Origin of the sequence: Halomonas almeriensis (genome assembly GCF_030409235.1) — a bacterium.
GTDB classification, from domain to species: Bacteria; Pseudomonadota; Gammaproteobacteria; order Pseudomonadales; family Halomonadaceae; genus Halomonas; species Halomonas almeriensis.
In genome coordinates, this window is record NZ_JAUFPO010000004.1 from 158,815 (window position 1) to 182,591 (window position 23,777).

General features: G+C 62.8%; 22 protein-coding genes. 9 read left to right on the forward strand and 13 right to left on the reverse strand.

From position 1 onward, the window contains the following. Window positions 1-15 precede the first annotated feature (15 nt). Both QWY74_RS02230 and QWY74_RS02235 read left to right on the forward strand, forming a co-directional pair. Window positions 16-558 (forward strand): DUF924 family protein, encoded by a 543-nt coding sequence (locus tag QWY74_RS02230; RefSeq protein WP_290313673.1) that lies wholly within the window; start codon window positions 16-18, stop codon window positions 556-558. A 50-nt stretch (window positions 559-608) separates the two neighbouring features. After that, window positions 609-851, forward strand: a complete 243-nt coding sequence (locus tag QWY74_RS02235) for a GlsB/YeaQ/YmgE family stress response membrane protein (RefSeq protein ID WP_264823714.1) — start codon at window positions 609-611, stop codon at window positions 849-851. 87 nt (window positions 852-938) lie between these two features. On the opposite strand, the gene gabT is transcribed toward QWY74_RS02235, so the two are convergent. Further along, on the reverse strand, window positions 939-2,213 hold the full coding sequence (gene gabT / locus QWY74_RS02240; RefSeq protein ID WP_264823713.1) for a 4-aminobutyrate--2-oxoglutarate transaminase: 1,275 nt from the start codon (window positions 2,211-2,213) through the stop codon (window positions 939-941). A gap of 291 nt (window positions 2,214-2,504) precedes the next feature. Here gabT and QWY74_RS02245 point away from each other — a divergent pair, with 291 nt between their 5' ends. After that, the gene (locus QWY74_RS02245; protein WP_290313674.1) at window positions 2,505-4,964 is read left to right on the forward strand and encodes a DUF1266 domain-containing protein; all 2,460 of its coding nucleotides are present in this window, start codon (window positions 2,505-2,507) and stop codon (window positions 4,962-4,964) included. Between the two features lie 278 nt (window positions 4,965-5,242). Further along, on the forward strand, window positions 5,243-5,890 hold the full coding sequence (locus QWY74_RS02250) for a C40 family peptidase (RefSeq protein ID WP_435389104.1): 648 nt from the start codon (window positions 5,243-5,245) through the stop codon (window positions 5,888-5,890). A 13-nt stretch (window positions 5,891-5,903) separates the two neighbouring features. On the opposite strand, the gene msrA is transcribed toward QWY74_RS02250, so the two are convergent. Beyond that, the gene (gene msrA, locus QWY74_RS02255) at window positions 5,904-6,554 is read right to left on the reverse strand and encodes a peptide-methionine (S)-S-oxide reductase MsrA (protein ID WP_264823711.1); all 651 of its coding nucleotides are present in this window, start codon (window positions 6,552-6,554) and stop codon (window positions 5,904-5,906) included. A 221-nt stretch (window positions 6,555-6,775) separates the two neighbouring features. Here msrA and QWY74_RS02260 point away from each other — a divergent pair, with 221 nt between their 5' ends. After that, window positions 6,776-7,408: a CDP-alcohol phosphatidyltransferase family protein gene (locus tag QWY74_RS02260; protein WP_264823710.1), complete on the forward strand. Its 633-nt coding sequence runs from the start codon at window positions 6,776-6,778 to the stop codon at window positions 7,406-7,408. Between the two features lie 135 nt (window positions 7,409-7,543). On the opposite strand, the gene QWY74_RS02265 is transcribed toward QWY74_RS02260, so the two are convergent. Next, window positions 7,544-8,023: an FKBP-type peptidyl-prolyl cis-trans isomerase gene (locus QWY74_RS02265; protein WP_264823709.1), complete on the reverse strand. Its 480-nt coding sequence runs from the start codon at window positions 8,021-8,023 to the stop codon at window positions 7,544-7,546. Between the two features lie 206 nt (window positions 8,024-8,229). Here QWY74_RS02265 and QWY74_RS02270 point away from each other — a divergent pair, with 206 nt between their 5' ends. Further along, window positions 8,230-8,511, forward strand: coding sequence for a hypothetical protein (locus QWY74_RS02270; protein WP_264823708.1), 282 nt, complete (start codon window positions 8,230-8,232; stop codon window positions 8,509-8,511). Between the two features lie 342 nt (window positions 8,512-8,853). Here the strand turns inward: QWY74_RS02270 and QWY74_RS02275 are convergent, their stop codons facing one another. From QWY74_RS02275 to QWY74_RS02315, 9 genes are all read right to left on the reverse strand, one after another. Beyond that, on the reverse strand, window positions 8,854-9,327 hold the full coding sequence (locus QWY74_RS02275) for an outer membrane lipoprotein (RefSeq protein WP_264824387.1): 474 nt from the start codon (window positions 9,325-9,327) through the stop codon (window positions 8,854-8,856). A 256-nt stretch (window positions 9,328-9,583) separates the two neighbouring features. Then, entirely contained in the window at window positions 9,584-11,182 is a 1,599-nt protein-coding gene (locus tag QWY74_RS02280; protein ID WP_264823707.1) for an isocitrate lyase, read from the reverse strand. Window positions 11,183-11,509: 327 nt separating this feature from the next. Beyond that, on the reverse strand, window positions 11,510-11,932 hold the full coding sequence (locus tag QWY74_RS02285; protein ID WP_264823706.1) for a GNAT family N-acetyltransferase: 423 nt from the start codon (window positions 11,930-11,932) through the stop codon (window positions 11,510-11,512). 4 nt (window positions 11,933-11,936) lie between these two features. Further along, the gene (locus QWY74_RS02290) at window positions 11,937-13,112 is read right to left on the reverse strand and encodes a cupin domain-containing protein (RefSeq protein WP_264823705.1); all 1,176 of its coding nucleotides are present in this window, start codon (window positions 13,110-13,112) and stop codon (window positions 11,937-11,939) included. A 220-nt stretch (window positions 13,113-13,332) separates the two neighbouring features. After that, window positions 13,333-14,712, reverse strand: coding sequence for an adenylosuccinate lyase (gene purB, locus QWY74_RS02295; RefSeq protein WP_264823704.1), 1,380 nt, complete (start codon window positions 14,710-14,712; stop codon window positions 13,333-13,335). A 27-nt stretch (window positions 14,713-14,739) separates the two neighbouring features. Further along, window positions 14,740-15,378, reverse strand: coding sequence for a high frequency lysogenization protein HflD (gene hflD, locus QWY74_RS02300; RefSeq protein ID WP_264823703.1), 639 nt, complete (start codon window positions 15,376-15,378; stop codon window positions 14,740-14,742). Continuing rightward, complete coding sequence (gene mnmA, locus QWY74_RS02305; RefSeq protein WP_264823702.1) at window positions 15,375-16,487, reverse strand: tRNA 2-thiouridine(34) synthase MnmA; 1,113 nt, start codon at window positions 16,485-16,487, stop codon at window positions 15,375-15,377. The genes hflD and mnmA overlap by 4 nt, the downstream gene beginning before the upstream one ends. A 213-nt stretch (window positions 16,488-16,700) precedes the next feature. Then, the gene (locus QWY74_RS02310; protein WP_264823701.1) at window positions 16,701-17,150 is read right to left on the reverse strand and encodes an NUDIX domain-containing protein; all 450 of its coding nucleotides are present in this window, start codon (window positions 17,148-17,150) and stop codon (window positions 16,701-16,703) included. Beyond that, entirely contained in the window at window positions 17,147-17,773 is a 627-nt protein-coding gene (locus tag QWY74_RS02315; RefSeq protein WP_264823700.1) for a pseudouridine synthase, read from the reverse strand. The genes QWY74_RS02310 and QWY74_RS02315 overlap by 4 nt, the downstream gene beginning before the upstream one ends. 284 nt (window positions 17,774-18,057) lie before the next feature. Between QWY74_RS02315 and QWY74_RS02320 the strand changes: the two genes are divergently transcribed. The 3 genes from QWY74_RS02320 to clpA all read left to right on the forward strand — a co-directional run bounded on the left by QWY74_RS02320 (window position 18,058) and on the right by clpA (window position 23,215). Then, window positions 18,058-20,292 (forward strand): NADP-dependent isocitrate dehydrogenase, encoded by a 2,235-nt coding sequence (locus QWY74_RS02320; RefSeq protein ID WP_290313675.1) that lies wholly within the window; start codon window positions 18,058-18,060, stop codon window positions 20,290-20,292. Window positions 20,293-20,407: 115 nt separating this feature from the next. Further along, entirely contained in the window at window positions 20,408-20,794 is a 387-nt protein-coding gene (gene clpS / locus QWY74_RS02325) for an ATP-dependent Clp protease adapter ClpS (RefSeq protein WP_435389106.1), read from the forward strand. A 138-nt stretch (window positions 20,795-20,932) separates the two neighbouring features. Next, window positions 20,933-23,215: an ATP-dependent Clp protease ATP-binding subunit ClpA gene (gene clpA / locus QWY74_RS02330; protein WP_264823698.1), complete on the forward strand. Its 2,283-nt coding sequence runs from the start codon at window positions 20,933-20,935 to the stop codon at window positions 23,213-23,215. Between the two features lie 295 nt (window positions 23,216-23,510). Here clpA and infA read toward each other — a convergent pair whose 3' ends face one another. Next, window positions 23,511-23,729: a translation initiation factor IF-1 gene (gene infA / locus QWY74_RS02335; protein WP_141317802.1), complete on the reverse strand. Its 219-nt coding sequence runs from the start codon at window positions 23,727-23,729 to the stop codon at window positions 23,511-23,513. Window positions 23,730-23,777 lie beyond the last annotated feature (48 nt).

Consider the following 23,777-nt stretch of genomic DNA (forward strand, 5'->3'; position numbering starts at 1 on the left):
CCGGTAGGAGGGCTCATGAAAGGTGCCGATGAGGTTCTGTCATTCTGGTTCACCACGCTTGAACCGCGGGACTGGTTTCGCAAGGATCCGGCGCTGGATGCCGGTATTGCTGAGCGTTTCAGCGCGGTGCTGACCGCGGCAAGGCAAGGTGAACTGTTCGGCTGGCGATCCACGCCCGCGGGTCGCCTTGCCGAGGTCATCGTGCTGGATCAGTTTTCGCGCAACATCCATCGCGACACCCCCGGCGCCTTCGCCGCCGATCCCCTGGCACTGGTGCTCGCTCAGGAGGCCATCGATCGAGGTCTGGATCGCGTGCTCGACCTCCCGCGCAGGGCCTTTCTCTATATGCCCTTCATGCACAGCGAGTCCCTGCCCATCCACGACCGCGCGCTCGAGCTCTTCGCCCAGCCCGGGCTGGAGCGCGAGCTTGACTTCGAGCGGCGCCATCGCGAGATCATCGAACGCTTCGGGCGTTATCCGCATCGCAATGCCATCCTCGACCGTGAGTCGACCCCCGAGGAACTGGCCTTTCTCGAGCAGCCGGGGTCTTCCTTCTGAGCTCGGTAGCAGGCACCATCGATGCATTACCAATCTGAGAGGAGAGTGGCATGGGTATCATCGCGTGGTTGATCATTGGCGGTCTTGCCGGCTGGATTGCCGGTAACATCATGCGCGGCGGTGGCTTCGGCCTGTTGGGCAACATCGGCGTCGGTGTGGTGGGGGCCGTGGTCGGGGGCTTCCTGTTCAGCCTGTTGGGACTGTCCTCCGGCGGCTTCATCGGTTCACTGGTCACGGCTGTCGTAGGTGCCGTGGTGCTGCTGTGGGTTATCGCCAAGGTCAGGCAATCCTGACCTCGGCCGACACTTTGCATGGCCCGAACAAGAAGGCGCCGCCCATTGGGCGGCGCCTTTTACTGCGTGGGCCGGTTCAAGCCGGGGTCACGTCAGCTCCTTGATGCAGCGCTCGATGATGTCGAGGCCCTCTTCCAGCACCTCATCCTGAATGGTCACCGGCATCAGGAAACGAATGGTGTTGCCGTACATGCCGCATGACAGCAGGATCAGGCCATGCTCGCGGGCCTTCTTGCACAGGGCACCGGCCAGCTCGGCGTTCGGCGTGTGGTTGGCCTTGTCCGACACCAGGTCGAAAGCCGCCATGGCGCCCATGTTGCGCGCGTAGTCGATGCAGTCGAAGGTGCTCTGCCAGGACTCGAAGCGGCTGGCCAGCTTGTCGCCCAGGGCCTGACTCTTGCTCAGGATGTTCTCTTCCTCGAAGACCTCGAGCACCGCCAGGGTGGCGGCACAGGACACCGGGCTGCCGGTATAGGTGCCCCCCAGCGAATTGCCGCCGGAGGCATCCATGATCTTGTCGGTACCGACCACCGCGGAAATCGGCATGCCGTCGGCCATACTCTTGGCCATGGTCATGATGTCGGGCTCGACGCCGCTGTGTTCGATGGCGAACAGCTTGCCGGTCCGCCCAAAGCCGGACTGGACTTCATCGATTATCATCATGATGCCGTGCTCGTCGCAGATCTCGCGAATGGCCTTGAGAAAACTCGGCGGGGCGGGGTAGAAACCGCCTTCGCCGAGCACGGGCTCGAGCACGATCGCCGCGGTGTCCTTGGGATTGGCATCGGTCTTGAGTGCCATCTTCAGGCCACGCAGTGCTTCATCCTCGCTAACGCCGTGATAGGGCACCGGGAAGGGCGCGCGGAAGACATTACCGGGCATGCTGCCGAAATCGGTGGCATAGGGCGCGACCTTGCCGTTCATGGCCATGGTCATGAAGGTGCGGCCGTGATAGCCGCCATCGAAGCAGATGACGTTGTTCTTGCCGGTCGCAGCGCGTGCCACCTTTACGGCATTTTCCAGCGCCTCGGCGCCGGAGTTGGCCAGCATCACCTTGGCATGGCCGCGCACCGGCGTGACCTGGCTGAGCTTCTCGGCCACCTTCACATAGCCCTCATAGGGCATCACCGTCTGGCAGGTATGCATGACCTTGTCCAGCTGGTCCTTCACCGCCTGCACGACTTTCGGGTGGCGATGCCCGACGTTGAGCACGCCGATGCCGCCGGCAAAGTCGATGAAGCGATTGCCATCGGCATCCCAGACTTCGGCGTTCTCCGCTCGCTCCGCAAATGCTGTGGCGGGGCTGGCGGCGCCGCTGGCGACATAGCGTTGCTTGAGTTCATTGAGTTGAGCGTTGTTCATGGACTTCTCCTCTGTTGGGTAGAATTCGACGGCAATCCCAAGCCGCTGACAGACCTCGGGCTTGGCGCATCGGGTCCCCGGGGCGCCCACTGCAGGCCGGTTTGCCCCGGGCTGTCGCGCCGATCCTGGCGCGCTGATATGTCCTACCATGCCATAAGCCAGCCTCGGTAGCACACTATCGAGGTCGCCGATGATCGGCTCGGGGCCCGCTTTGCGCTACACTGTGTCGCCGGATTCCCGGGGGATTGCTATCATCCCCCCCCTTGATTTTGCAGTGTGGCGAGGTGTGCCTTGGTTGACCCCCTGGAAGCCTGGTGGGCGCAGCAACTGGTATTGTGTGGCTGGGACTTTGACCCCGAACCCTTGGCGGTGAATCGTGACGAGGCTCGGGCGCGTTTGACCAGGCTCGGCGTGGTTGACCGCGGTGAGCTGGCCTGGCGACTGTTGGAAACTCTGGATGGGCGTGGCTCCGACCCGGCGAAACTTCTGGCCGCCCTCGAGTGGCTGGCCCTTGCCGGCGCGGCCGGCTGGTTGTCCGCGTCGCGTGCTCGACACTGGGGGCGGCAGTTGGCCGAAGAAATCCAGGCCCACCATGCGAGCCTGCATGAATGGCTGGTAGCGCTTCGCCGAGCACGTGGAGCCGACGGCTGGATCACCGGCGATGACGGCTTTGCCGATGCTTGTGAGGCACTTGCCGCGCTGGAGCTTGAAGGTGAGGGTGTAACCTGGCCGATGATCGGTAGCTGGCTGAACACCCGAGAAGACGACGATACCCTGTGGCCGGCGGATCCGGAGGATCAGGTATGGCGGCTGCGTGCTGCTTTTCATCCCGTCCTGGATGCCCGGCCCGTAAAGGATGACTGGTACGGTCTCGATGACTGGCTGGCCCAGTCTTGGCAGATTTACGATCGCCAGCAGTTGATCGGCGTTCTGTTGTGGCTGGCCTCCCAGGGGGATCGGCAGGGCTGGGACCTGGATGCTGCTCGGCTGAGGGACGCCAAACCGGAAGGGCGCCGCCGATGGCATGCCGGCCTAGACCCTCGGGACCGCGACTTCGGGCGCGTCATGCTGGCGCTGGTCGAAAGTGGCGAACCCCTCGAATGGGCGGCCTGGGACTGGCTTCGCTTGATCGACCTGGCCTGGGCCGGTGCCTGTGCGGGCTGGCTGTCCGATGCGGAGGCGCGGCATTTTGCCTTGCATGGTGCCGACCTGGTGCTGCACCGCTATCACGATTGGACAGCTCTGGCGCGCGCCTATCAACGCGGTCGGAGCCTGTTCGAGGGCCGCGATGCGCTGGCCGAGATCGAGGCTGACTGGCGTCTGTTGCGTCACTCGCCCGTCAGCCCCTGGCGCTTGCCGCTGGACGAGCTGGCGTTGGATGAGCCCATCCAAGCCTCGCGTGACTTCATTCGAGGCTTGCGGCGGGATGCCGGTAATTGGGTGCTGGCTCTGGCGGCCGTGCGCGAACCGGAACTGGCCCTGCGACAGGGTGTCGCGCGCCAGCCGGACCCTGCTCGCCGCGACGACGCCCGAAGCTATCTCCAGGAGACCCTGGACCTGCACGCCGATGAGGGATCACGGGCCCTGGGGCGTTACTGGCTGCCCGCGCAGGCGCATCATCTCAACCAGTTGGCTGCGGACGCCGCGCATGGCGCCCTGCCATCCGCGCAGACGCCCTTCGGCGCCGCGGCGCCGCATGAGCTCGAAGCCCGCAATGCCCTGGGGCGCGCCAGTCGTCACGCCGCGACCATCCACATGGCCGAAAAGTTCGCCTTTCATCTGCAGATGGCCATGGACAGTGAGTGGTTTCCGGCAGCCGAGCTGGAGTCCCTGGCCGGTGCCCTGCAGGGCGCCTTGTGCCGTTTCTATGCTGACACCCGCCGTCTACTCTCGGCCTGGGCCGAATGGGAAGCGCTGCTGCCGGAACCCGAACAGCCATCCCTGGTGCCCTGGATTCTCTGGCATCGCGACGACCCAGGCAGCGTCTTCCACTGGCTTGACTGGCGGGCTGGTTCAGCGTTGGAGCCCGGTACCCGCCCGGGCCTGACGCAATTCACTGCCCTGGCGCTGGTGGGGCCGCTCAACTCGGCGATCTGGAGCCTGCCTCAGGCAGAGAGCGATCGGGAGATGGCGACGATTCGTGACTGGGTGGACGGTCATTACGGCGTCCAGGAGGCAGCCGGCCTGCTGGAGTTCATCGACTACTTTCTGGAGGTCGGGGATCGACAGGAGTACCAGATCAACTATGCCCCCTACACCCTGAACCCGGGTCGGCTGGCATCCGAGATCGCGACCCTCGAAAGCGCGGACTGTGGAGAGGATGAGCGCAATCATCTGCTGCGTCTGCAACGTGTTCAGGTGGGCAGTGATGGCTGCAATGACGTTGACCTGATTGCCTGGGATCTTGCCCAGGCCGTGGATCTGGCGATTGCCGGACGCCAACTGAATTGGCTCGATTCGCGGGCGCTGTCGGACAGGTTACAACGCGCCTACACTCTGGCCGCCCGGCACTATAGTGGCTGGGAAGCCTATGCGCGTGGCCTGTATGCCGGATTTTCGTTTTTCATGGGCGAAACCGCTGAACGCGAGGCGTTTCTGGAGGGCATGAGGCAGGCGCTGGCTGGCTGGCTGGCGGCGGCGCCACCACTCGCCGGTCCCTGGGCGAGCCTGGAATATCCAGGAACCCGACCTCGCCACTGGGCCCCCATGCATGTGGATACCCTGCCGGGTGATGAGAAAATGCTCCATTGAATGTCGGAAATCGGCGACATTTCTTGGCTATTATGCCTAAAACGTCTACTCTGAGGCCCGCAGAGTATCTTCGTTCATGATGTCGATCCGATATCAGAATGGGTTCACGCAGGCGAGGACGAGCCAAACCGTCGGCCGCTCCGGGTTGACCCCCTGATGAGGCTCCAGTTTTGGCGGCTAGTGAAGCGTCGGCGCGAAACAGGGTCATATTGCCGATTTGTCAGACCGACCATTTCGATTTCGGATGTTGCACAGAACCGTTGCATGAGGAAGCAAGGATGATCAGCTCGACGTCCCGTCGTCTTGCCTTTTTGGTGGTGTTATGTGGCCTGCTGTCGGGTTGCGCCGCGTCGGTCAACGAGCCGTCCGCCATGGCGCACAAGCCCTTGGACAAAGATTACTTCGCCCGCGACCTCCCCGGCATGCCCGGCGAGCCGAGTCAGATGATGTCGCCGGCCCGCGAGTCTACCTGGCTGGCCCGTCAGCCGTCGCCGACCTCGGTGCGTCAGGCCTTGATGGCCCAGCATGAGGAATGGATGGGGACTCCCTACCGGCTGGGCGGCACCACCCGTCGCGGAGTGGATTGTTCTGCCCTGGTGCAGAATGTCTTCGCCGACACCTTCCAGCTCGACATGCCGCGCACCACGGCCCACCAGGTCCATGAAGGACAACGCATATCGCGTGACGAACTGCGTCCCGGGGACCTGGTCTTCTTCCGGACACCCGGCGCATATCGCCATGTCGGCATCTACGTGGGGGATGGTCGCTTCATGCATGCGTCTTCCTCCAGCGGTGTGCGGCTTTCGTCGCTGGATAATCAATACTGGCAGCGCTATTACTGGCAGAGCCGACGTCCGCTGGAAACCCGCCATCTGGCAAAGCGTATCGAGCCCCGCTGGCAGCAGGACACCACCAGCGAGGGTTGATGGCGTTGCGGCGTCATGACTGCTTCGGGTCCTTCTGCGGCTCGGGGCCCGTGCTGGCTTCCGCTTCTTCCCCCCAGATTTCTTCAAGTCGATCCGAGCGGCCACAGGCCGACTTGTAGAAGCGATACCTCAGCGGATTCTTGTCATAATAGTCCTGATGGTATTCCGCGGCGGGGTAGAAGGCCTCGAAGGAGTGGATCTCGGTAGCGATCTCACGGTCGAACCGCTGGGCCAGCGCCTCGCGGCTGGTCTCGGCGAGCCGACGCTGTTGCGCGTCCATGGGAAAGAGGGCGCTGCGATAGGAGGCGCCCTGGTCACAGAACTGTCGGTTTTCGGCAAAGGGATCCACGTTGCGCCAGAAGACATGCAGCAGCGTCCCATAATCCACGACCTCAGGGTTGTACTCGACCTTGACCACCTCGGTATGCCCAGTACCGCCGGCGACGACCTGCTCGTAGCTGGGGTGCGGCACGTCGCCGCCACTGAACCCGGACGTCGTGGCGGTGACACCCTGCACCTTGTCGTAGGCTTCCTCGACACACCAGAAACAACCGGCTGCGAACACAGCGCTGGCAGTGCGGTTGTCGTCGGCGATGGCCGTCGAGGCGAGACTCGTGGCCACCAGCAATGGCCAACAATGTGTCCAGCGAGAGGAATGTGTCATCAAGGGCTCCTGACAAGACGATGTAGCGCCGTCATCAAACAACGGCCCTGTCAACATTGGGATGCCAAATGGCGCCCAGGGTTCCGCTCCGATGGCGTCCGCGGATGCGGGCCCGGTTGTGGCGCCGAAGGATGGCTTGCTCCATGATACGTGTCGCAACGTCACCGGGTTTCATTCGATCGGTTCTTTTTTACCTGGCTTCGCTTCGAGAGGAGACTCACATGCTGGATCGCTGGACCATGCCATTGACGCAGAGGCCACTGCGGGTGCTGGCACGCTGGCTGGCACGTCGCCGCGTTCAGCCTGACCAGGTCACCCTGGGCGCGTTTCTGATCGGCATGCTGGCATTGCCGCTGCTGGCCTGGGAAATCTACTGGGCAGCCCTGGTGGCGGTGTTGCTCAACCGTCTGGGAGACGGCCTGGATGGAGCCCTGGCTCGCCATCTCGGCCAGAGCAGTGATGCCGGGGGCTTCCTCGATATCGGCCTGGATTTTGTCTTCTATGCAGCGGTGGTGCTGGGTTTCGTCCTGGCCGAGCCGGCCACCAATGCCGTGGCGGGTGCGTTCCTGCTGTTTGCCTTCATCGGTACCGGAACGTCCTTCCTGGCCTTTGCCATCATGGCGGCGCGCCACGGTCTCGAGCGCCCGAATTTTCAGCGCAAATCGTTCTACTACCTGCATGGCCTGACCGAGGGCAGCGAAACCGTACTGGCACTCGTGGCCTTCTGTCTGTGGCCGAGTCATTTCCCCTGGCTGGCCACCGGCTTTGGCGTTGCCTGTGTGGTGACGACCACCACTCGCCTGTGGGGCGGGTACCGGACCCTGGCAGCCCAGGATCTGAGCGGACAGGGTTGAGCCGGTCCGGGCCTGTTAGACGGTCTGGCTCGCCTGGTTCACGTCACCCGACGGCACAAAACGGCAGCATAAAAAAGGAGCGGCCACTGGCCGCTCCATGACATCGAACGTCTCGAGTCAGCGCCGAGGCGTCACTCAGTGTTCGTCGCCTTCACCATGGACATGGCCATGCTCGACTTCTTCCTCGCTGGCTTCGCGGACTTCGGCGATCTCGACGTCGAAGTTCAGCTGCTGGCCGGCCAGCGGGTGGTTGCCGTCGACGGTGACCGTGTCGCCCTCGACCTGGGTCACGGTGACCATCAGCGGGCCGCCTTCGGTCTGGGCCTGGAACTGCATGCCGGGCTCGACGTTCTCGACACCCTGGAAGGCATCCCGCGGCACTTCCTGAACCAGCTGCGGCTGGACTTCACCGTAGCCTTCCTCCGGAGTGACCTGAGCCTGGAGTTTCTCGCCAGCGGCACGACCTTCCATCTCTTTCTCGAGACCCGGGATGATGTTGCCGGCGCCATGCAGATAGGTCAGTGGCTCGCGACCCTCGGAACTGTCCAGCACTTCACCAGCGTCGTTGGTGAGGGTGTAGTGAAATGCGACAACGGAATTCTGCGCGATTTGCATTGATGCAACCTATTGGTGAGTGCGTGTAAAAGACAATGGTAACGTGAGCCCTTGCCCTCTGTCAGGGGTGGTGGGCAATTTTCAGGTTGCATCCGCTGCGCCTGAGTCGTATTCACGCATTACGGCGTCGGTTGCGTGGGATGGCAGGCAGGGATACCCTTTGTCAGTCTTTTCTTTCGTCATGCCGACAAACCGTGGAGTACGTCATGCTCGTGACTTTGATCTGGTTGATCGCCTTTGCCGTGATCCTCACGCTGTGTATTAATCGCTGGGAAGCGTCCGTCAGTGGCGCACTGGACAAGCTGGTCCCCAGCGTACTGCGCAGCGAGGATGATCGCTGGGTCTGGAGTCCCGCTATTGCGGTTCTGGTCGCCACGGCGATCGTTCGTCCGGTGGATATTCTGCTGACGCTGCTGATCATCGGGGTGCTGGTCCTGGTGGGTGGAAAGCTGGCCTGCTGGGCAATGAACAAGGTCGACCTGCACTGATCTTTTGACGTCGTCTAGCGAGGGGAGGGCTCCCACTTGTTCGCTGCCTGACTTGTGCTCTTCTCGCCGCCTCCAGGGCTCGGAGGGCTCACTCCAGCCGCTTGCTCGTGTTCTGTCACGATTCGCCCCGATAGCTGTGCGCCAGTCGCATCAATCGCTGGTGACCTGGATGTTGGCGTTGGAGCCCGCCTTTTCAAGTCGGCGGAATGCGGCATAGTGTAAAAAGGGGCATGGCCGGTTACGGCTATGCCCCTTTTGCTGGACGCTGTCGCTGTGTCGCGCTTGTCGCTGGCATCGGTCTGGCTCGGCAGAATCTCGCTCCCTGCCTGCCCGCCGGAGCCCTTAGTAAGGTGCGACGCTGACGTTACGGCCTGTGCCGATCAGGCGAACCTTCTGGCCGACCTGGAACTGTTGCTGGCGTTCGGCGCGCTGCACGACCACGACCTGCTCGCCATTGTTCTTGCGAACCTCGATTTCCACGGCATCGATCATGTTCGAGGATTCCTCGATCTTGCTGCCGGCCACGGCGCCGCCGATGGCGCCGGCGACGGTCGCCAGCTGACGACCCGAGCCACCGCCGACCTGGCTACCCAGCAGTCCACCGATGATGGCGCCACCGCCACCGCCGAGGATGCCGCCGGCGCGGCTGTCGGCCTGAATCTGCACCGGTCTCAGGGCGGTGATGTTGCCGATGGTCACGCTTTGCGCTGTCTTGGCATCGTTGCCGGAATAGACATTGCCGGAGTAGGGGTTGGAATTGGCACACCCGGCGAGGGTGAGCACACTCACGGCCAGTACGGGAAGTAGACGTTTCAACATGTTGAGAACCTCCTAGGCTCATTCATCCATTGGTCATGTCATCTGGACAGCGAGATCGCCATGGCAAACGGTCGCTTTCCTTGTCTGCAGGTTGTCCCAGGTTCTGAAACACTGTTCGCAAAAATACTAACGGCAATCCTGCTATTTGCCAAGCTTGTCAGTCGAGACGCCCATGCGTCCAGCTGCCATGCCGACACGGCAAAACGGGGAGGTTAAACCTCCCCGTTGGTTCCCTTCATTCCTTGGATGCCAATCAACCGAACTGGTTCATGGTGTTGTCCTTGCCTCCCGCCTTCAGGGCCGCTTCGCCATGGAAGAATTCCTTGTGATCGTCACCGATGTTCGAGCCGGCCATGTCCTGGTGCTTGACGGTGGCGATACCCTCCCGGATCTCGCGGCGCTGAACGCCTTCCACATAGGCCAGCATGCCCATGTCGCCAAAGTAGCCCTTGGCCAGGTTGTCGGTGGATAGGGCGGCCGTATGGTAGGTCGGCAGGGTGATAAGATGATGGAAGATGCCGGCCTCACGGGCGCCGTCGCGCTGGAAGTCGCGTGTCCACTGGTCGGCCAGGGCCGCGAGCTGGGTGTCGTCGTATTCGGCGTTCATCAGGTCATCCCGGTCATAGGCCGACATGTCCTGCCCCTCGGCCGCCCAGGCATCGAAGACCTGCTGGCGGAAATTCAGCGTCCAGTTGAACGAGGGTGAATTGTTGTAAACCAGCTTGGCATCGGGGCAGACCTGGCGGATGCGGTCCACCATGCTCTTGATCTGGCCGACATGCGGCTTCTCGGTCTCGATCCACAGCAGATCGGCGCCATTCTGCAGGCTGGTGATGCAGTCCAGTACCACCCGGTCCTCACCGCTGCCGGGCTTGAACTGATAAAGCCCCGAGGCCAGGCGCTTGACCCTGACCAGCTTGTCCTGCTGCTTGATGACCACATCGCTGTTGTGGATTTCGTCGGCCGAGGTAATTTCCTCGCCGTCGAGAAAGGCGTTGTACTGATCGCCGAGGTCGCCGGCTTCATGGCTGACGGCGATTTTCTGGGTCAAGCCGGCGCCCAGCGAGTCGGTGCGCGCGACGATGACGCCGTCTTCCACGCCGAGCTCTAGGAAGGCGTAGCGCAACGCATTGATCTTGGCGATGAAGTCCTCGTGGGGAACGGTCACCTTGCCGTCCTGATGGCCGCACTGCTTCTCGTCGGATACCTGGTTTTCGATCTGCAGGCAGCAGGCACCGGCCTCGATCATCTTCTTGGCCAGCAGATAGGTGGCCTCGGCATTACCGAAGCCGGCATCGATGTCGGCGATGATCGGCACCACATGCGTCTCGAAATTGTCGATGCGCCTGGTCAGTTCCCGGCACTTGACTTCGTCACCGGCCTCGCGGGCTTCATCGAGCTGGCGGAAGAGCTGGTTGAGCTCGCGGGTGTCCGCCTGTCGCAGGAAGGTGTAAAGTTCCTCGATCAAGGCGGGCACACTGGTTTTCTCGTGCATGGATTGATCGGGCAGGGGGCCGAACTCGGAACGCATGGCAGCCACCATCCAGCCCGAGAGATATAGGTAGCGCCCCTTGGTCTCGCCGAAGTGCTTCTTGATGGAAATCATCTTCTGCTGACCGATGAAGCCATGCCAGCAACCCAGCGACTGGGTATAGCGCCCCGGGTCGGCATCATAGGCGGCTATGTCCTCGCGCATGATCGCCGCCGTATAACGGGCAATGTCGAGGCCGGTGCGGAACCGGTTCTGCATGCGCAGGCGGGCGGCGTGTTCCGGGTTGATATTGGCCCACTTGCCGTCCCTGGTCTCTCGTGCCTGAGCCAGTGTCTGACGTTCATCGTGGAAATTAGCCATGGTGGATCCTCTTTTCGATTCAGGGAGTCGGGTATCACGTCTGTGCTGCAGGTGCGAATTTTGCTGGCCTTTTCAGAGCGTTGGTGGAGTGGCCGGCGGGTACTTGCGGATGCCATGCCTTGCTTCACCAGGCCTGATCGAGTGACGAGGATAATGTCGCGCCGAGACATCAATGATCGTCCTGGGGATCACTATGGGCCTATATGGCGGGCTTTGGCCATTGATATTTGGGGTAAGGCAGGGTTGTAACTCGACTACACGACCGTGCTTTTGCGCGCGAATTGTGTAGTCAGGCTTCGTAAAACTGACGGGGAAGGGGAGAGGAAGTTAGAGCGGCAGGCTCATGTTGCGGTGCGCAATTCCGGCTTCCATGAAGGTCTCGCCCTCGGCGATGAAGCCCAGCCTTTCGTAGAATGGCAACGCCTGGATCTGCGCCGCCAGCATCACCCGGGCGTCGCCGCGACGACGCGCCGTGTCGATGGCGGCTTGCATCAGGGCCTGCCCGACCCCCTGGCCGCGGGCCTCGTGGAAAACCGCCACCCGGCCGATGTGGCCATCGGGCAGCAGACGGGCGGTCCCCAGTGGCCGGCCCTCGGTGTCCAGTGCCAGGAAGTGCCGGCAGTCCGGGTCGAGGCCATCCCATTCTTCCTCGATGGGCACCTGCTGCTCATCGATGAAGACGACCCGACGGATTTCACCGGCGACATCGCCAAGCTCGGTCCAGCCGCCTTCCCGAATGGTCAAGGGCATGGCATCAGTCCTCGTCGTCCTGCACCCAGTCCAGGCTGCCGGCGTCGAGCAGCCGGGTCAGCACGGTCGGGGCGTCCGCGTGCTGCAGGAGATCGGCATCGAGGCAGCTGGCGTTGGCCAGATCGCGGGCCAGCGGCAGTGGGCAGGCAATGCCATCACCGTCGGCAAACAGGGTGGCATGGTGATCATCCAGGGCACGCCAGGCGATCCTTGAGCCCAGGCTGGGCTCCAGCGCCTCGCCGGCGTGTAGCGTGGCGACAAGTTCCTCCGGGTCGGTCGGGGTGTCATTGGGGACCAGTTGATCGACATATTTCGGTTGCGTCATCACCCGTCCGAACCATTGTGCCATCTGAGCGGGGTCGTCCAGCGTCTCGAGGATCAGGCGACGCATGCGCGACAGGGCGGCGTCGTCGAGCTCGGCCGGGTCCGCCGGAGCGGCCATGCCGGCATCGGCGTAGCGCTGCGAGCCCGGCAGCTGCTCGCCGATGTAGTCGGCATAGGAGGTCACGGCTTCATCCGCCGAGGGCGCGCGAAAGCCGATGGAAAAGGTCATGCAGTCTGTGCTTCGGCTGACACCGTGGTGCGCCACACCCGGCGGCAGGTACAGCATGTCGCCGGGCTCCAGAACCCAGTCCTGATCGGGCTGAACCTCGAAACGCTGGAGAATCTTCAGATCGATGCCCTGAATGATCGGCGCATCCTCCGGCACCTGTCCACCGAGCTGCCATTGGCGCTGACCGCTGGCCTGGAGCAGGAAGACGTCGTACTGGTCGACATGCGGCCCCACGTTGCCGCCGGGCGGTGCGTAGCTGATCATGATGTCGTCGAGTCGCCAGCGGGGCAGGAAGGTGAAGCGTTCCAGCAGCTGGGCGACCTCCGGCACGTAGTGATCCACTGCCTGGACCAGCAGTGTCCAGTCGCGTTCGGGCAGGCGGGCAAAGGTGGCCTCGTCGAAGGGGCCATGACTGACCTGCCAGGGGCCTTCGGGACCGTTTTCCTCGACCAGGCGCGCCTCGATGTTGTCCTCGCAGGCCAGCCCGGCCAGCTCATCGGGGGACAGCGGGCTCTCGATATCCGGCAAGGCACCGCGAATCAGCAGTGGCTGCTGCTGCCAGTAGTCGCGCAGAAATTCCGTCGCGGTCAGGCCGCCGAGCATGGGTAACGGGGTATCGGAGGACATAAAGCCACCTGAGTCGATAAAAACGTGTGTGATGGAGGTGAGTCACGCGCTGCGAGCTGCGAGCTGCGAGCTGCGAGCTGCGAGCCACGAGCCGCGAGCCACGAGCTGCGAGCCACGAGCTGCGAGCCACGAGCTGCGAGCCGCGAACCCCCAAACCCGGTAACCTGGCTGCCAACAGCTCGTTTCTCGTTTCCCGTCACTCGTCACGCGCGTGGGCAGCTTACAGCTTGCGCGCCTGCTCACTGGCATTGCCGGTGTAGGTGCCCGGCGTCAACGCCTTGAGCTCTGCCTTGACGTCATCCGGCAACGCCAGGCTGTCGATGAAGGCGGCAAAGCCGGCCTGGTCGATCTGCTTGCCGCGAGTCAGTTCCTTGAGCTTTTCATAGGGCTTCTCGATGTTGTAGCGCCGCATGACCGTCTGGATCGGCTCGGCGAGCACCTCCCAGCTGGCGTCGAGGTCGGCGTCCAGGCGGGCGGTATTGGCTTCGAGCTTGCCGATGCCCTTGAGCGACGCCTGGTAGGCGATCAGGCCATGGGCGAGGCCGGTCCCCAGGTTACGCAGCACGGTCGAGTCGGTCAGGTCGCGCTGCCAGCGGGAGATCGGCAGCTTCTCGGCCAGGTGGCCCAGGATGGCGTTGGCGAGCCCCAGGTTGCCCTCGGAGTTCTCGAAATCGATGGGGTTGACCTTGTGCGGCATGGTCGAGGAGCCGATCTCCCCGGCCACGGTGCTCTGCTTGAAATACCCCAGCGAAATGTAGCCCCAGACATCACGATCGAAGTCGATCAGTACCGTGTTGTAACGGCAGATGGCATCGAACAGCTCGGCGATGTAATCGTGGGGCTCGATCTGGGTGGTATAGGGGTTGAAGGTCAGCCCCAGGGCCTCGACGAAGGTCTGCGCATTGGCTTCCCAGTCGATTTCCGGGTAGGTGGTCAGGTGGGCATTGTAGTTGCCCACCGCACCGTTGATCTTGCCGAGAATCTCGACGGCTTCGATCTGCTTGAGCTGACGGCGCAGACGGTAGGCCACGTTGGCCATTTCCTTGCCCAGGGTCGTCGGGCTGGCAGTCTGGCCGTGCGTGCGCGACAGCATCGGCTGTTCGGCATGTTCGGCGGCGAGGCGGGCGATCTCATCGGCCACCTGGTGCATGATCGGCAGCAGGCTCGCAAGCCCCTCGCTCAGCATCACGCCATAGGAGAGGTTGTTGATGTCCTCGCTGGTGCAGGCGAAATGCACGAACTCGGTGACGGCATGCAGCTCGGGGGTGTCGGCGATACGCTCCTTGATGAAGTACTCGACCGCCTTGACATCATGATTGGTCGTGCGCTCGATGTTCTTGATGCGCTCGGCATCGCCCACCGAGAAGTCCTTGACCAGTGTGTCCAGCACCTGCGTGGCCTCGGCGGACAGCGCCGGCACCTCGTGGATATCGGGGTGGGCGGCGAGGCGCTGCAACCAGCGGACTTCGACCGTGACACGGGCACGAATCAGGCCGAACTCGCTGAAATGTTCGCGCAGGATGTCGGCCTTGCTGCCGTAGCGCCCGTCGACAGGCGAAATGGCGGTGAGGGCTGACAGGGGAAGAGGGGTGGCTGGCATGGTCGGGTTCCGAATCGAGATGGTCGGTTACAGGGTGTCGAGGGCTTTTTTCAGGGCACCGCGTTGAAACAGCAGCTTCCAGCGACGTCCGCCCTGCTGGTGCCAGAGCAGGGCGAAGCGCACGCCGGCGAGCAGACCGGCGCGTACCCGCTCGGGCATCATGCGGCTCTGCAGCAGCGACTGGTCGCCCTGCACGACGATGCGGGTCTTGAGGGTCGAGAGCGTCTGCTGATAGGCCTCGCCGAGGCTGGCGATGATGTTTTCGTGGGTTTCACCGAAATGCTCGGCCTGGGCTCGGGTCCGTGACAGGCGCTGACCCAGATCATCCATCATGCTGTCGTTGCCCCGCAGCTTGCCCATCAGCATCAACAGGCCGAAGCCGTAACGCATCACCACAGGGTTGGCCTGACGACGCCCCAACATGCTGTCGAGGGTATCCAGGCCCTGGCGCAGGTTGTTGGGATGGCCGCCGTAGATGGATTCGAAGTTTTCCGGATGGGTGTCCAGGGTGGCATGTATCAGCGTATCCCAGGCGCGCTGATCGACATGGCCGGTGCGCGCCAGCTCGTCCACCAGGCTGGCCGACTGGAAGACCCCGGCCAGAGCCAGGGCCTGTCGTCCGGTGGCAGACTGCGGGGCCGGATGAATCGGCGTGGATGTCGTCATGCAGCGGTCTCCGAGGCATTCCAGATGGAGCGTATGACGCCGCCGCCCAGGCAGATGTCGCCGTCATACAGGACGAGGGACTGGCCAGGCGTGACGGCCCATTGCGGATCGTCGAAGCGCACCTCGACTTCATTGCCGGGCGTGACCCGAATGGTACAGGGCACATCCTCCTGGCGGTAACGCGTCTTGGCCATGTAGCGCCCCTGATCCACCGGCGCCGCGCCGGCCACCCAATCCATGGCTTCGGTGGCCAGGCTGTCGGTATACAGCAGGGCATGATGCTTGCCCTGGACCACGGTCAGCACATTGCGCGTCAGGTCCTTGCCGGCGACATACCAGGGCGCGTCCGGGTAGTTGGCCACACCGCCGATACCCAGTCCCTGGCGCTGCCCCAGGGTATAGTACATCAACCCCATGTGTTCACCGATGACGTCGCCCTCGGGCGTCTCGATATTGCCTGGCTGAGCCGGCAGGTACTGTTGCAGGAAGTCGCGGAAGCGGCGTTCGCCGATGAAACAGATGCCGGTGGAGTCCTTCTTGCGGGCCGTGGCCAGCTCATGTCGCTCGGCAATGGCCCGCACCTCGGATTTTTCCAGCTCGCCGACGGGAAAGAGGCTGCGGGCGATGGCGGCTTCCGGCACGGCATGCAGAAAGTAACTCTGGTCCTTGTTGACATCCAGCCCCTTGAGCAGCCGGGCGCGGCCATCGCGCTCTCCACGGCGTACATAATGGCCCGTGGCGATCCAGTCGGCGCCCAGCATTTCGGCGTATTCAAGGAAGACCTTGAACTTGATCTCACGGTTGCAGAGGATGTCGGGGTTGGGCGTTCGTCCCGCCTGGTATTCGGCGAGGAAATGCTCGAACACATTGTCCCAGTATTCGGCGGCGAAGTTGGCCGTGTGCAGGTGAATGCCCAGCTTGCGGCACACCGCCTCGGCATCCGCCAGATCTTCCTTGGCGGTGCAGTACTCGGTGCCGTCGTCCTCGTCCCAGTTCTTCATGAACAGGCCCTCCACCTCATAGCCTTGTTCGATCAGCAGCTGGGCGGAAACAGAGGAATCGACACCGCCGGACATGCCGACGATGACCTTGCCGTTGATGGCTGTCATGGCGCTCTCGGGTTGAATCGGTCGCAAATGGGGTGGAATTGTACCTGATTTGAAATCGAAGCTCGAAGCTTTGCGCCGGTGAAAAGCCTGCGTCACCCCGGGCAAGTGGGAAGAACGGCGCTTCGCGCCTTGAAGAAGGAAGAGGGCAGTCTCAACGTCGTCGGTTGGCACTTTTTCTTTCTTCTTCTCTCTTTCGTCTTCACTCTTCCTTCTTTAGAGCTCGTGTATCACATCCATGGGGTAGAAGCGTTCGGCCATGGCGTCGCGGACGCGGCGCATGACCAGCGGGCTGCGCAAGCGTCCTTCACGATCCAGCGCTTCGAGCTCCTCCAGCGACAGCCAGTGAACCGCCACGATGGAGGTATCCAGCGCATTGCCTAGATAGGCCAGGGCCATGCCGTGAAAGCCATGACTGTGAAAGGTCTTGCCGTCCGGGGTGCGATAGATATATATGCCCAGGTAGTCGGTGATACCGACCTGCCAGGCCGTCTCTTCGCGCAACTCGCGCAGTGCCGCGTCACGAATCCGCTCATCGGGTTCCAGGTGGCCGGCGGGCTGATTGAACAGTGTCGTGGCGCCCTGGGTGGCTTCCTCGACCATGAGGTAACAGCCTGCGCGTTCCACGACAGTGGCGACACTGACGAAGGGTTGCCAGCGGCTCATTGGCGCTTCCTCCTGGATGGCCGGCGCGAGGCTGGGCGCCGAGGCGAATTGAGGGTCTGGTGTCGCCACTCGCCGGGTGCCAGGCCGTCCAGTGTCCAGGGGCCGACTGCCCAGCGGATCAGGCGCAGCGTGGGGTGGCCGACATGGGCGGTCATGCGGCGCACCTGTCGGTTGCGGCCCTCGCTGATGATCAGCTCCAGCCATTGGGTCACGGGATGCCGGCGGGGGTCAATCGGTGGGTGCCGGGGTGTTGTCGGAGCCGTCTGCAGACGACGAACACGGGCCGGTCGGGTCATGCCATCGCGCAGCGCGATGCCCGACTTCAAGGCGCCGAGCGCGGCGTCATCCGGTCGCCCCTCGACCTGTACCCAGTAGGTCTTGGGTTGCTTGTAACGGGGGTGACTGATGCGGTGGATGAGTTCCCCGTCGTCGGACAGCAGCAACAAACCCTCGGAGTCATGATCCAGGCGTCCTGCCGGATAGATGTCGGGCACGCTGATGTAGTCCGCGAGGGTGGCGCGACGCGGCGTTTCCGCACTCGCTCGCCCCTCCGACGGGCCAGGCTCATCGGAGAACTGGGACAGCACCCGGTAGGGCTTGTGTAGAAGATACAATCCGCTCATCCGGCCTCTCGCCCCTGGCGTGTATGTCAGTCGTCGGCATCGTTGCCCGGCTACCCCGCTCATGCGTCCCCGGCGGCGGGCTGATATAATGCTGGCCTCTCACACTAGCGCCCGCGAGACCGCTCAGCAGCACCGCGAGGCCGAAAGAGCCGGCATGCGAGCCGTCCGCTTGATGGCGCCGTTCATCCGCAAGGCGGTTGAGCAGGCTCGTTTCCGGTGATTTCCTGCATGGATGATCCACCGTCAGCCCATGCCCAGCATTGTTAAAAGGACGCCACGTCAATATGTCAAAAACGCCGAAGATTATCTATACGCTGACCGATGAAGCGCCGGCTCTAGCGACCCACTCGCTCTTGCCGATCATCGATGCCTACACCGATTCGGCGGGCATTTCGGTCGAGACCCGCGATATCTCGCTTGCCGGCCGGATCATTGCGCAGTTTCCCGACAGGCTGACGCCCGAGCAGCAGCTTGGTGACCATTTGGCCGAGCTCGGCCAAATGGCCAGGACGCCCGAGGCGAACATCATCAAGCTGCCCAATATCAGCGCCTCGCTGCCCCAGCTTAAGGCCGCCATTAGGGAGCTCCAGGGCCAGGGTTACGCACTGCCGGACTACCCGGATGAGCCGGCCAGCCAGGAAGAGCGCGAGATCAAGGAGCGCTTCGACCGGGCCAAGGGCAGTGCCGTCAACCCCGTGCTGCGCGAGGGCAACAGCGACCGGCGTGCGCCGGGTTCGGTGAAGGCTTTTGCGCGTCAGTATCCGCACCGCATGGGGCAGTGGTCCCCGGAATCCCGCTCGCATGTGGCACACATGTCGGAAGGTGATTTCTACGGCAGCGAGCAGTCGGCCTGCATTGATGCCGAGACCAGCGTGACCATCGAGCTGGCCGCCGACAACGGCGACGTCAGTGTGCTCAAGGAGTCGGTTGCCGTACTCGAGGGCGAGGTGTTGGACGCCGCGGTCATGAGTCGCCGGGCACTACTGGACTTCGTGGCCGAGCAGGTGGCGGATGCCAAACGCCAGGGCGTGCTCTTCTCGCTGCATCTCAAGGCCACCATGATGAAGGTCTCGGACCCGATCATCTTCGGCGCCGTGGTCAGCGAGTTCTACCGCGAGGTGCTCGACAAGCATGCCGATGACCTGGCGAGTGTCGGCTTCGACACCAACAACGGCATCGGTGATCTCTACAGCGTCATCGGCAAGCTGGCCGAAGACAAGCAGAGCGAGATTCGGGGTGACATCGACGCCCTCTACGCCGAGCGACCGAGCATGGCCATGGTCGACTCTCACAAGGGCATTACCAACCTGCATGTGCCCAGTGATGTGATCATCGACGCCTCCATGCCGGCGATGATCCGCGACGGCGGCAAGATGTGGGGGGCCGATGATGCCCAGCATGATGCCAAAGCGGTGATTCCCGATCGTTGCTATGCGGGCATCTATCAGGCCGTCATCGACGACTGCCGCGAGAATGGGGCCTTTGATCCGACCACCATGGGCAGTGTGCCCAATGTCGGCCTGATGGCGCAGAAAGCCGAGGAGTATGGGTCACACGACAAGACCTTCGAGATTCCCGCCGACGGTACGGTGCGCGTCACCACGGCGTCGGGTGAGGTGCTGTTCGAGCATCGTGTCGAGCAGGGCGATATCTGGCGCATGTGCCAGACCAAGGACGCGCCGATCGAGGACTGGGTCAAGCTGGCCGTGACTCGGGCACGCGAAAGCGATACGCCGGCCGTTTTCTGGTTGGATGCCGAGCGCGCGCATGATGCTCAACTGATCCGCAAGGTCGAGACCTACCTCAAAGATCACGACCTGGGAGGTCTGGACATTCGCGTCATGGCGCCCATGGAAGCCATGCAGCTCTCCCTGCAGCGCATCCGTCAGGGGCTGGATACCATTTCGGTGACCGGCAATGTGCTGCGCGACTATCTGACCGACCTCTTCCCGATCATGGAGCTTGGCACCAGCGCCAAGATGCTCTCCATCGTGCCGCTGATGAACGGCGGCGGGCTTTTTGAGACCGGGGCCGGCGGCAGTGCCCCCAAGCACGTGCAGCAGTTGCTCGAGGAAAATCATCTGCGTTGGGACTCCCTGGGTGAATTCCTGGCGCTGGCGGCTTCTCTGGAGCACCTTGGCAAGCGCTTCGACAACCCGCGGGCTCGCGTGCTGGCCTCGGCCCTTGATCAGGCCAATGGCGAATTCCTGCGCAGCAACAAGTCGCCGTCGCGCAAGGTCGGTGAACTGGACAACCGGGGCAGCCACTTCTATCTGGCCCTCTACTGGGCGAAGGCCCTGGCCGAGCAGGATGACGATGCCGAGCTCAAGTCGCTGTTCTCGCGGCTGGCCGAGGAGTTGACGGCTCAGGAAGACCAGGTAGTCGAGGAACTCAGCCAGGTTCAGGGTCACCCGGTGGACATCGGCGGCTACTATCATCCGGATGGTGATCTGGCGCGTGATGCCATGCGACCCAGCCGGACGCTCAATGCCGCCCTGGCGCTGGTATCAGCCGACTGATCGTATAGTGGGGCGGCGGGTTCCGTCGCCTTTCAGGATGAACCCGATCAAGCCGCGTGGTGTCTGAAGCACTATACAGGTGCTGTGCGGCTTGCTCATCACGATAGTGACGTTTATGTTCCAGACACGATCCACGTCCGTCGGCGGCGACCCGGCATCCCCGCATGCCGGCATGACCCGCCCCCCGGAGCCCGATCAGGATGACGGGGATGTTGCCGTGCAGCCCTCCGAGCCGGAGCTGGCGCAACCACCGATGTACAAGGTAGTGCTGCACAACGACGACTTCACGCCCATGGACTTTGTTGTCGAGGTGTTGCAGACCTTCTTCTACATGGACAGTGAAAATGCCGTCCAGGTCATGCTGGCGGTTCACACCCAGGGCAAGGGCACCTGTGGCATCTTTACCCGGGACATCGCGGAGACGAAGAGCCACCTGGTGAACGAATATGCAAGAGAGTGCCAGCACCCGTTGCTGTGCGATATCGAGGCGGCGGATGATTGAGCCCCACTCCGGTGCGGGAAGAATGGCGGTGTTGCGTTGGTGAGCCGACTTGCAAAGCCGACATTTGTACCCGATTGTTAAGGATGCCGGGCCGATCAAGATCCGACGCAAGCCCTAAGCGGCGAGAAGGGGACTGCCATGCTGAGCAAAGAACTTGAACTCACCCTCAACACGGCCTTTACCGTAGCGCGCTCTAAGCGTCACGAGTTCATGACCGTGGAGCACCTGCTGCTGGCCTTGCTGGATAACGCTTCGGCGGCTGATGTGCTCAAGGCCTGCGGGGCCAATATCGACAAGCTGCGGTCCGACCTGCAGGATTTCATCAACTCCACCACGCCACTGATCCCCGAGGATCAGGGCGATCGTGAGACTCAGCCGACACTGGGCTTTCAGCGCGTACTGCAGCGGGCCGTCTTCCATGTTCAGTCCTCCGGCAAGAGTGAGGTGACCGGCGCCAATGTGCTGGTCGCCATCTTCTCCGAGCAGGAGAGCCAGGCCGTCTACTTCCTCAAGCAGCAGAATGTCGCACGCGTCGATGCCGTCAACTACATTGCGCATGGCATTTCCAAGGTCTCCGGCCACAACAATGATGAGGGCAGCTCCTCGTCACCTTCCGAAGCCGAGGACGCCGAAGAGGCGGGCAGTGACACCGGCAACAACCCCCTGACCAGCTATGCCACCGATCTCAACGAGCAGGCGCGGATCGGCAAGATCGACCCGCTGATCGGCCGCGACCATGAGCTCGAGCGCGTCGTGCAGATCCTGGCACGGCGCCGCAAGAACAACCCCCTGCTGGTCGGTGAGGCCGGTGTCGGCAAGACGGCCATCGCCGAGGGGCTCGCCAAGCGTATCGTCGAAAAAGACGTGCCGGATGTCATCAGTGATGCGGTGGTCTACTCCCTCGACATGGGCGCTCTGCTGGCTGGCACCAAGTACCGCGGGGATTTCGAGAAGCGTCTGAAGGGGCTCCTGGCGGAGTTGCGCAAGCAGCCCAATTCCATTCTCTTCATCGATGAGATTCATACCGTGATCGGGGCCGGCGCGGCTTCCGGCGGTGTCATGGATGCATCCAACCTGCTCAAGCCACTGTTGTCTTCCGGTGAATTGCGCTGCATCGGCTCGACGACCTTCCAGGAGTTTCGCGGCATCTTCGAAAAGGACCGGGCCCTGGCACGTCGTTTCCAGAAGGTCGATGTCATGGCACCCTCCGTTGAGGACACCGTGCGGATCCTCAAGGGGCTGCGCGCGCGCTTCGAGGAGCATCATCAGCTCAAGTACACCGATGAAGCCCTGGAAACCGCGGCACGCCTGGCCGATCGGTACATCAATGATCGCTTCCTGCCCGACAAGGCCATCGACGTCATTGACGAGGCCGGTGCCCACCAGCGCCTGCTGCCGTCGGAAATGCGCGTCGACAGCATCGATGTCGATCAGGTCGAGGCGGTGGTCGCCTCGATTGCCCGGATTCCGCCGAAGAGCGTCTCCAGCTCGGATCGCAAGCTGCTCGAAAACCTGGAGCGTGATCTGAAGATGCTGGTCTTCGGTCAGGACGAGGCCATCGACAGCCTCTCTGCGGCGATCAAGCTGTCCCGCGCCGGGCTCAAGTCACCCGACAAGCCGGTCGGCAGCTTCCTGTTCGCCGGCCCGACTGGGGTGGGCAAAACCGAAGTGGCGCGTCAGTTGTCGCACATCATGGGGATCGATCTGGTGCGCTTCGACATGTCCGAGTACATGGAGCGTCACACGGTGTCGCGACTCATCGGCGCTCCGCCGGGGTATGTCGGCTATGACCAGGGCGGCTTGCTCACCGAAGCCATCACCAAGCAGCCTCACTGCGTTCTCCTGCTCGACGAGATCGAAAAGGCGCACCCGGAAGTCTTCAACCTGCTGTTGCAGGTCATGGACCACGGCAAGCTGACCGATAACAATGGGCGCGAGGCCGACTTCCGGCATGTGATTCTGGTCATGACCTCGAATGCCGGTGTCGAAATGACCACGCGCCGTTCCATCGGCTTCCAGACTCAGGATCACTCCTCGGATGCCATGGAGGCCATTCGTCAGACCTTCACGCCGGAATTCCGCAATCGTCTGGACGGCATCATCCAGTTCCACTCGCTGCCTATGGACGTCGTGCGCAACGTCGTGGACAAGTTCCTGGTCGAGCTGCAGGCGCAGCTGGACGAGAAGCGCGTGCAGCTGGATGTCGATGAGGCCGCTCGCGACTGGCTGGCCAAGCGGGGTTATGACCCGGACATGGGGGCGCGTCCCATGGCCCGCCTGATCCAGGAGCATCTCAAGAAGCCACTGGCCGAGCAGATTCTGTTCGGCGACCTGGCGGAGCATGGCGGGGTGGTGCACGTCAGCGTCGAGGGCGACGAACTCCACCTTGAGGCGGAGTCCGAGCTCGCCGACGCTCCCTGACTTGGCAGACTGTCCAGCAGAATCAGCGCCCTGTCCACGGACGGGGCGTTTTTTTACCGGAAAGGAAGTTGTGAAAGCGCGAAGGTCGCACCGGCGTCAGTCGGCGGATTCCAGCTTCCGGGCGCGTGCTGACGACCTCAAGATTCGCCGATCCGTGGGCGTCTCGCGGAGGGGGCGGCTATGCCGGTATCAGCCGGCCGGGTGGCGGTCACGGCCCAATCTGCTATGCACGACCTAGTGCCTCGCGATAAGCCGCGAGAGAGTTGCGCTCGGCGCCCGGGGCCTCGACGATGCCTCAGCGGGAGCGGTAGACGATACGGCCCTTGGAGAGGTCGTAGGGTGTCAGTTCGACCTTGACCTTGTCGCCGGTAAGAATGCGGATGTAGTTCTTGCGCATCTTGCCGGAAATGTGGGCTGTAACGACGTGACCGTTCTCGAGCTCGACCCGAAACGTGGTGTTGGGAAGGGTGTCGACCACGACCCCTTCCATTTCGATATGGTCTTCGCGTGCCATATAGGCAATTCCTCGCTGATGTTGACGAAACAAAGCGGCACATCAACG